The sequence below is a fragment of the Yersinia sp. LJYL362 genome (assembly GCF_048323875.1).
The window spans coordinates 1-8,184 of record NZ_JBLWEX010000009.1; the positions used below are offsets into that span (position 1 = coordinate 1).

Genomic DNA, 8,184 nt, shown 5'->3' on the forward strand with positions numbered 1-8,184 from the left:
ATACGGCAATTCATTGCGCTTGTTCCATACCTTTGCGCAGTTGCGATAGCACTTGCGGTGTTTCCAAGCCAAAGCCGAGTAGCGCCATATCATCAACCACTAACAGGCGTTTATTTTTGCCCGCCGGGGTCAATGCCATCCCCGGCAATTTCCAGATACCTTCACTGCCACCCAGCGCTCTCACTCCGTCACTGGTGATCAGTAATAAATCCGGCGCACTGGCAATCACCCCTTCCTGTGATAACGGACGATAGCGGCTAAAACCTTGCATCGCATTGCTACCACCGGCGGCGCGGATCATTGCGTCAGCTGCGGTATTTTGACCAGCGGCCATCGGGGTTAAGCCGCCATGACTCATGACAAACAGCACCTTAACCGGCAGTGGTGTGTTGTTCACTGCGGCTAAACGTTGCTGATAGTCTTTGATAAGTGCTTGCCCTTTTTCCTGCTGATGCAGTGCGCTGGCAACAGCATTTATCTTCACAGCCACACTTTCAGGTGTGGTTTGACCCGGAACAGTGACAACATTTACCCCACTATCCGCGACTTGTTTGAGTACCAGTGAAGGTTGCGCCAGCTCACTGACCAGCAGCATGGTCGGCTTCATTGCCAAAATCCCTTCGGCATTAAGCATGCGCATGTAACCAACATCAGGCAGCTTTTGCACTGCCTGAGGCTGTAGACTGGTACTGTCACGAGCCACAATCTCACCACCCGCACCCAGTGCGTAGGCGATTTCTGTGACATCACCGCCAATGGTGACGATACGTTCTGCGGCGAAAGAGTTCAGCGGCAGAAGACAGGCGCTCAGCGACAGAATGAAAGGGAGTGACAGTAACCTTAGTCTCATGCGGCGATATCCTTATTATTGAGGCGAGCAATTTGCTCACGCCATTGCGTTTGTTCTGGCTGGCCTTCGGTGCGCTGACCGTAAAGTTGTGCAATTTGGGTGTCATCAGCAGCAAACAGTTCCAAACTGGTCACGAAACCGTCTTTTGTTGGCTTGCGGGTAATCCAGCTTTCAGCAATCGTTGTTTCAATCAGATGCAGCGTGAAGCGCTGGTTGAAAACATTAATCCAATCTTGATGTGGTATAACCTTTTCAATCATGCCGGTGAAGATTTGTACACAGCCACGGTTACCCACAAAAATCATGATTTCATTCTGTTCTTGCTGAGCAATGTTCAGCAACTGGGTCAGAGAACTGTTATCAACCTGATAAGCCAGATCATTACCCACGGCGCGGAAGGCCTGTTGACGGGTCAGATTATTGCGTTTGAGCAACTGGAAGAACTGATGCACGTCAGTCATAGCACGCCATTCAGCATCTACAGCTTCATCGGTGGCTGTCGGTTCAGTGACTTCAGGTGTGCTCAGTGGCTCTAGCTGCAACTCTGGATTTTCTGTGGTGATAAACTGCGCCAGTAGCGCTTCCCAGGCTGGCATGTCAGTTTGTTCAGTGACATACACTTTATGCAGAGCATCGCCTTGATGGTCGAAAAACTGGATGCTATGGCGTACACCGTGGCGAGTTTCTTCTGTCAGCGTAAAGGCGCTGGCCCACTGGTTGAGGAACAGGCGTAAATCTAAATTACGTGGATTGAGGATCAAACCCGCATGACCATTCAAATGCTGATTTTCGTAACGGCCCATTTGCTCATGTACGGCATAGGTGTTGCGGGTGATAGCTTTGACCTCACCGACAGCTTCCAATGCGGCCAGTAGTGCGCGGGCATCACCTTTCAAACGTTTGGCATCATGACCAACGCGGCTATGGGTCAGTTCCGCTTCTGAAACCCCCATCAGAGTGGCCAAATCACGCGCATATTTGCCCGGATTATCTGCTTTAGCTTGTAGATACTGCTCGTATATTGATTTGCTCATAATAACTTCCTCGTTCTATTGATTTTTTATATGCAGGTGACAGGTAGAAATGATAATCCGGTAATTCGCTGATTGAATTACCGGAAGTGTTATTTCAGACTAACTTTTGTATTTAGTTACCACTGATAGCTCACGAAGAACTTCGCGTTACGACCATCCTGTGGCACGCCTTGTGGCGCGTAATACTCTTTATCGAATGCGTTACCCAACACCACGGTGGTGGTCATACCTTTAAATTGCTCTTGGCCTTTATAGCTGACGTAGAAGTCATTGACGCCATAACCGGCTCGCGGTGTGCCTGAGCTGGAGACTCGGCTAGAGCGATCAGCAAATGTTCCGATCCAACCCACAGCAAAGCCGGAGTTCGCCACCGGTACATCTAAGGTGCTGGTGACGGTATCCGGGTTAATGGTATCGAGCCATTCATTGGTATTTTGGTTTTTACCACGGGTGCGGTTATAGGCCAGACCCAAGTTAAACCACTGGGTTTGGTAAGTCATAGTGGCATCCCAACCCCAAATTTTGGCTCGATCGATATTGGTGGAATAGGTAGAGCAGTTTTTGCAGTACAAGCCACCTGGCCCGAAGCCGAAGTCCATGGTCACGCCGGTGGAGATATAGTCTTTGGCATTGGTATCGAAGTAGCTGGCTTTGAATTGCAGGTCATCCTCAGCCATCATCAGGTCGTTAAAGCGCAAGCCAAAACCGTACTCTTGAGTTTCGTTGGTTTCCGGTTTCAGATTCGGGTTCGGCACCCAGTAGTTGGTCAGGGTATTGCCCGCGATATTCATCGAGAAGTGTTTCGAATCGTTGTACATCTCGCCCATAGTTGGAGCGCGGAAAGCCTGAGCATAGGAACCAAACAGCATCAGCCAGTCTGTCGGTGTCACACTGACGGCACCACGAGATGACCATTTATCAGCATCCACATCGGCATAGCCTTCGCTGCTACCGCGATAGTTGTCATAACGGGTACCGGCCAAAATAGAAACCGGCAGGTCGCGTAAGGTGATTTCATCTTGCAGCCAGCCAGAACCAAAACGAATATCTGCTTGTGGGAAGCTTTCAGTCGCACCGCCCGGCGTTTGCTCTTGTTTATAAGCTTCTGTGCCGTAAGTCAGCAAGTGTGATGCAAAACTGTCGGTGAACAGACGGGTGCGGTTTTCCAGCTTGCCACCTGTAGTCGTTTGCTTGCGTCCCTCTTCCGCGGTGCCTTGTGGCCGTGCATTGATTTCCACTTCGGAGTAGTAAACCTGCGCCGTGGCATTCAACCATTCTTGATCAAGTGGCTTAATGTTGTATTTAAGCTGTGCATCACGTTGGATAGTCGAGCGGTTGGTCATTAGATTGGTGCTGGATGCCGCGCTGGTTTGCGGATTCTTTGGCTCCAGTGCGCTGTTGTTGTAATAGCGCAGATTGGCGCTTAACGACTGAATCTGGTCAATACGCCAGGTGCCTTTTGCCAGTACATTGCTGATGGTCTCGTCATTTGGCGCATTAAAACCGTCGCTTTGGCGAATATTGCCGATATCACGCGTGCCAAAAGAGAGAATACCATCGACATCATCGGTGCGGCCAAAGGCACTGGCACCTAAGCCGAAGCTGTGATCGCCGGTCGCCGCAGCGCTGTAAACCCGATAGCCACTATTTTGGCCTGGTAATAAGAGATCGGCGGCATCAACGGTTTCATAAGAAATAACCCCACCTAATGCACCACTGCCATACAGCAGCGCTGACGGGCCGCGGACGATTTCAACACGCTTGACCAGCGCCGGATCGAGGAAGGTAGAGTTCAGGTGGCCGGTGTCAGTGCCTTGGCGAATACCATCAACCAAAGTCAGCACACCTTGTTTGCCGTAGCCACGCAGTGTCACGTCCTGCCCGTTAACGCGCCCGCTGCCAGTGACGGTCAGGCCTGGAATATTGCGTAACATATCCGTGGCAGAGGTGGCGGTTTCGCTGGTCGGTGTATCGGCCTCAACCACTGTCACCATCATCGGTGCTTCAAAACTGCTGCGCTCATTACCGGTCGCAGTCACTACCATGGTATCGGCAGTGCGTTTTTTGCTGTTGGTTTGAGTGGACGAGGTATCAGCAGCTTGAACAGCAAGAGGCAAAGTGCAAGCGATTGCCAAACTGAGTGGGGACCAGCGGAAACGGTCGGAAGTGGAACGCGGCATGTCGGCAATTCTCCATATTTTCTATGCAAAAAATCATATGCAAAACAAATAAATAGGTTGCTGGCTGCCTTGATTCTAAAATCTGGGTGGCTTGCGATGTATCCTTTGCCCTTGACGCCACAGCGGAGCTAGCGGAAACCGCTACCGTGCTGTCACGACATTGGCATTGGGTTATTATTTAGTCAGTATCAGTTTCCCTGCTTTGGTCTGGCGCAGTTGATAGCATTCGCCCTGATGAATGATAAAAGCGACACCGTGCTCTCCCAGCAATTGCTCGCTGGAGACAGACAGGGGCTTGTTGCCCGCTGGGGGTTTAGCCGCAGGCTCGTCATTCATTGTGGGTGCTTTGTTCAACTGTTTATCCATATAAACGGCAAGGTAATGATAACCACTATCAATATGATAAGCATTATCAATCATGGTTCGGTGTTACATCAAGACATATTTATTGTTAATTTATTTTTACTCTGCGAACTAATCCGGGGTCGACGAGTGCATAAATCTGATGATAGGTCGTGGGATCTTCAATCATCTGACTCAGGTGAATGGCAACATCTTCACGAGTAACCAGGCCATGAGCCTCTGTTTGCAGACAGATTGCCTTTCCCGTTGCGGGTTGATCCAGTAAACCACCGGGTCGAATTAGGGTATAAGTCAGGTTGCTGGTTTGTAACCAGCTCTCAGCCAGTGACTTCTCGCGCACCGCCTGACCAAAAGCAGCTCGGGCGGCAGGGGAAAGCGTCGGCCAACTATCACCGCAGCCAATGGATGTCACCAAAAGCATACGCTTCAGGCCTAGCTTCTCGGCGGTATCAATGATCAATCGGTTGCCTTGATAATCCGCAGTACGGCTACCTAATGTCGAAATGATGGCAGCGTCCGGACCTGCGAGTTGGCAGGCCTGATGCACACTGTCTGGATCGCAAGCATCCCCACACACTACAGTTATCCCCTTGCTGCGTAACTCTTCTGCTTGCTGCGGATTACGTATCAGTAATGTGACAGGGCGCGGGTTCTGGGCCGCGTCGGCATGTTGGTTTGCCAGTGCGAGTAAATGTGCACCAACGCCATGACCTGCACCGAATATCAACCAGGGTTTCATGGTGTTTCCTTGATTTTTTTATCGAAAACAGACGATTCTTGAGCAAGCTGTTGAGCCAGTTGATGAAAGGCAGCAAGGCCGTCAGCACGCAACTGACGATGTTCATCACGGCCAACATAGACTTTCAGCATCACATCACCTTGCTGATTAAAAAACTGGACCGATGCGGTCGCCATGCCCATAAACGGGCGTTCCAGTAGGGCAATGGCCTGGCAGTTTTGTGCTCTGATATGGCCGCTAAGACCTTGTTTTTCGCGAAGGTTGAAATAGCCGTGGCGATGAAAACCGCTCGGTAGTGGGCCTTTGTGCTCCAAAATAATATCGGCGGTATGTACCAGGGTGGTGACATCTCCCCACTCTGTCATACTGTCCCAGACGCGATCAAAATGCTCCGCACTGACTAATACGCGTTCTGGTAATTCACGTACCACATCAAGCGGGCTGACCTGATAATCCTGAGCAATTTGTTCCAGCGTGCCATCGGGTTGGGTGGCAAGAAATTCGGCCAAAGAAGGTTTATTTTGGAGAGTTGGAGCATTCATGAATGGCTTTCCGTGGTAATAAGTGAAGGAATAATATTTTGCAGAGCCTGCATGATGTTACTGGCCCAAAAACGCCCGCTGTCGGTGAGCCGCAAGCAGAAACTGTCATCTTTTAGCAGATGACTCTGATGCCACTGCGCGATCAATGGCATTAACGGGTAGGGATCTGTGATTAACTCGCTCAAATCTAAACGACCGACTTCGATACCGCTTTGCAATTTAGCTCGCCACGGATGTTCGCCGCTGGCTTGCGTCATCATCATCAATGGTTTTTGCCCGCTGTCGATTAATCGGTAGTAGTTATCCAGACTACGGTGCTGCATGTAGGCGTGCCCTTGTAAAGAGCCTCCCGCACCGCTACCCAATGCAAGACAATCCGCTCCTTGTTTAATCAACAAGTTATAAAGATTTCGCTCACGAGTGGTGCGCGCCCAATGGCTATTACTTAACTGATGCCAACCGGCTTGGGCGAGGCTCTCAGCGCCGCTACAGTAAAAATCACACTGCTGCGCCAGTGTCGGCAGCTCTATCCGGTTATTTTCTACTGACTTGGCCAGTGGTGTGGTTGGCAACAGATTAAGGGCATACAGGTCAACACCATCTAGTGGCAGTTGACGCACGATAGCCAAATCTTCCTGCCAGGTTTCTGGTGTTTGATGGGGTAAGCCGAACATTAAATCGCAAACTACGGCGGCGCGATCGCGGGAAGCCAGATTAGTCAGAAAATGAATCGCCTCATCACGACTGGCCTTACGCCCCATGCGCTGACGAATGCGGGTATTAAAGGTTTGTACCCCGACCGAGAAACGGTTAGCACCCGCTTCCAGACAAGCATCAATCCGCTCATCATCAAAATTGAAAATTCGCCCTTCAACGGTTATTTCACAGTCAGGTGCTAGCGGTAAACTTTTACGCAACTGGCTGATAATATTGTGTAACTGTTGTGCTGAAAGCGCACTGGGCGTGCCACCACCGAAGTAAATGGCATGAATTGGCCCCCCTTGTAGCAGTGGGCTGCTGGCCTCCATGCTCAATTCCCGCAGCAGGTAGTCGGTGTAGCGCGCAGTACTGTCGGTTTGTAATGGATTTTGATAAAAACCGCAGAAAGTACAATGAGTAGCACAAAACGGAATATGTAAATAAAGCAAACGCTTATTAGGTGGTAGCGCCTTTTGTAGCAGTGCCTGCCAGTTATCCTCGAGTGATTCGGCTGGTAATGGGCGACTATCCCGCCAGGGCATTGTGGCCCAGCGTTTTGGGAAAGGTAGCGGCCCCTGACGGGCGTGATATGGCATCAAATCAATATTCATAACAGGCTCTATTGCATTCTGAATGATAAATTAAATGATAATCATAAGCATTCGATCAATGGCTAAAACTCGATATATTGATCCAAATCATCAAATGTAAGTGAAATGTACTCACATTCATTGGGGTGTAGGAAAGAAGCTGGGATGAGGCATTTTTATGTCAGAAATTAACGGATTTATCGCCGTTGGTGGGTAAATATACTGACAAATCCAGAGGCAAGAGTTGACGCCGTTAACTGGGCTTTGCGATGGAAACTGAAAAAAGGTGGAAAGTGGAGGGAATTTATAAATAGAGACTTCGAGTAAAAGAGTAAAAATCTAGCATTTTATGCTGCACTATAGCCTGTAAACAGCATGTTAAATTAGTGTGTCCACCTTTCTGACTGGCCCCCACAATTTTATCTAATAATTCATCGAGCTATCGTTTTTGTCATCTTTTGTTTTTTAACATTAGTAAAACTAATCCGAAAAAAGGAATGTCGACCCCATTGCATTTTTTGAAATAAACAGCTGATCGCATGATCACTTGCGTGGTTTTTTGCTGTGATTGTCACATTAATCCAGTTTTTTGTACCGTAGCATCCTGCCGCATGAAATACATTCTTCTTAAAAATATTACTCTGCAAGGCTATTAAAAATGAAAATTTACAGCAACTTACCGATAACAATAAATGATGTAATTGAAGCACAGAAAAGATTGCAAGGGCATATCTACAAAACCGGGCTGGCGAGATCGAATTATCTGAGTGAGCGCTGTCATGGCGAGATTTATCTCAAGTTTGAGAATATGCAACGTACGGGGTCATTCAAGATCCGCGGGGCGTTTAATAAGCTCAGTTCACTCAGCGAAGAACAAAGAAAACAGGGCGTCGTGGCCTGCTCGGCGGGTAACCATGCGCAAGGTGTCTCTCTGTCTTGTGCCATGCTGGGGATTAACAGCAAGGTGGTCATGCCAAATTGCGCACCTAAATCAAAAATTGCGGCGACCAGTGAATACTCTGCTGAGGTGGTGCTCCATGGTGAGAACTTCAATGACACTATTGCTAAAGCCAGCGAAATTATTGAAATGGAAAACCGTATTTTTATCCACCCATTTGATGATGAAAAAGTTATTGCCGGGCAGGGGACAATAGGGCTGGAAATACTCGAAGATCTTTATGACGTCG

General features: G+C 49.0%; 8 protein-coding genes. 1 reads left to right on the top strand and 7 read right to left on the bottom strand.

The window, feature by feature from the left end; genetic code table 11:
- Positions 1-10: 10 nt before the first annotated feature.
- The 7 genes from ACNSO8_RS00300 to hutW all read right to left on the bottom strand — a co-directional run bounded on the left by ACNSO8_RS00300 (position 11) and on the right by hutW (position 7,018).
- Positions 11-850 carry a heme/hemin ABC transporter substrate-binding protein gene (locus tag ACNSO8_RS00300; protein ID WP_005156544.1) on the bottom strand — a complete coding sequence of 280 codons (840 nt, stop codon included), beginning with the start codon at positions 848-850 and terminating at the stop codon, positions 11-13.
- Positions 847-1,884, bottom strand: a complete 1,038-nt coding sequence (locus tag ACNSO8_RS00305; protein ID WP_418393480.1) for a hemin-degrading factor — start codon at positions 1,882-1,884, stop codon at positions 847-849. The genes ACNSO8_RS00300 and ACNSO8_RS00305 overlap by 4 nt, the downstream gene beginning before the upstream one ends.
- 116 nt (positions 1,885-2,000) lie before the next feature.
- Positions 2,001-4,064: a TonB-dependent hemoglobin/transferrin/lactoferrin family receptor gene (locus tag ACNSO8_RS00310; protein ID WP_050157124.1), complete on the bottom strand. Its 2,064-nt coding sequence runs from the start codon at positions 4,062-4,064 to the stop codon at positions 2,001-2,003.
- 174 nt (positions 4,065-4,238) lie between these two features.
- A complete protein-coding gene (gene hemP, locus ACNSO8_RS00315) occupies positions 4,239-4,484 on the bottom strand; it encodes a hemin uptake protein HemP (RefSeq protein WP_019080740.1) in 246 nt (81 codons plus the stop codon).
- A gap of 31 nt (positions 4,485-4,515) precedes the next feature.
- Positions 4,516-5,166 (bottom strand): SDR family oxidoreductase, encoded by a 651-nt coding sequence (locus ACNSO8_RS00320; protein WP_019080739.1) that lies wholly within the window; start codon positions 5,164-5,166, stop codon positions 4,516-4,518.
- Positions 5,163-5,708, bottom strand: coding sequence for a heme utilization cystosolic carrier protein HutX (gene hutX / locus ACNSO8_RS00325; RefSeq protein WP_019084273.1), 546 nt, complete (start codon positions 5,706-5,708; stop codon positions 5,163-5,165). Before hutX ends, ACNSO8_RS00320 begins: the two co-directional genes overlap by 4 nt.
- Positions 5,705-7,018 (bottom strand): heme anaerobic degradation radical SAM methyltransferase ChuW/HutW, encoded by a 1,314-nt coding sequence (gene hutW / locus ACNSO8_RS00330; RefSeq protein ID WP_050322011.1) that lies wholly within the window; start codon positions 7,016-7,018, stop codon positions 5,705-5,707. The genes hutX and hutW overlap by 4 nt, the downstream gene beginning before the upstream one ends.
- 637 nt (positions 7,019-7,655) lie before the next feature.
- Here hutW and ACNSO8_RS00335 point away from each other — a divergent pair.
- The coding region (locus tag ACNSO8_RS00335; protein WP_418393481.1) for a pyridoxal-phosphate dependent enzyme at positions 7,656-8,184 on the top strand (529 nt) is incomplete at its 3' end.

Bases quoted from the DNA above. Each gene is read 5' to 3' on its own strand.
- ACNSO8_RS00300 (WP_005156544.1), bottom strand. From the start codon at position 850: ATGAGACTAAGGTTACTGTCACTCCCTTTCATTCTGTCGCTGAGCGCC.
- ACNSO8_RS00305 (WP_418393480.1), bottom strand. From the start codon at position 1,884: ATGAGCAAATCAATATACGAGCAGTATCTACAAGCTAAAGCAGATAAT.
- ACNSO8_RS00310 (WP_050157124.1), bottom strand. From the start codon at position 4,064: ATGCCGCGTTCCACTTCCGACCGTTTCCGCTGGTCCCCACTCAGTTTG.
- hemP (WP_019080740.1), bottom strand. From the start codon at position 4,484: ATGATTGATAATGCTTATCATATTGATAGTGGTTATCATTACCTTGCC.
- ACNSO8_RS00320 (WP_019080739.1), bottom strand. From the start codon at position 5,166: ATGAAACCCTGGTTGATATTCGGTGCAGGTCATGGCGTTGGTGCACAT.
- hutX (WP_019084273.1), bottom strand. From the start codon at position 5,708: ATGAATGCTCCAACTCTCCAAAATAAACCTTCTTTGGCCGAATTTCTT.
- hutW (WP_050322011.1), bottom strand. From the start codon at position 7,018: ATGAATATTGATTTGATGCCATATCACGCCCGTCAGGGGCCGCTACCT.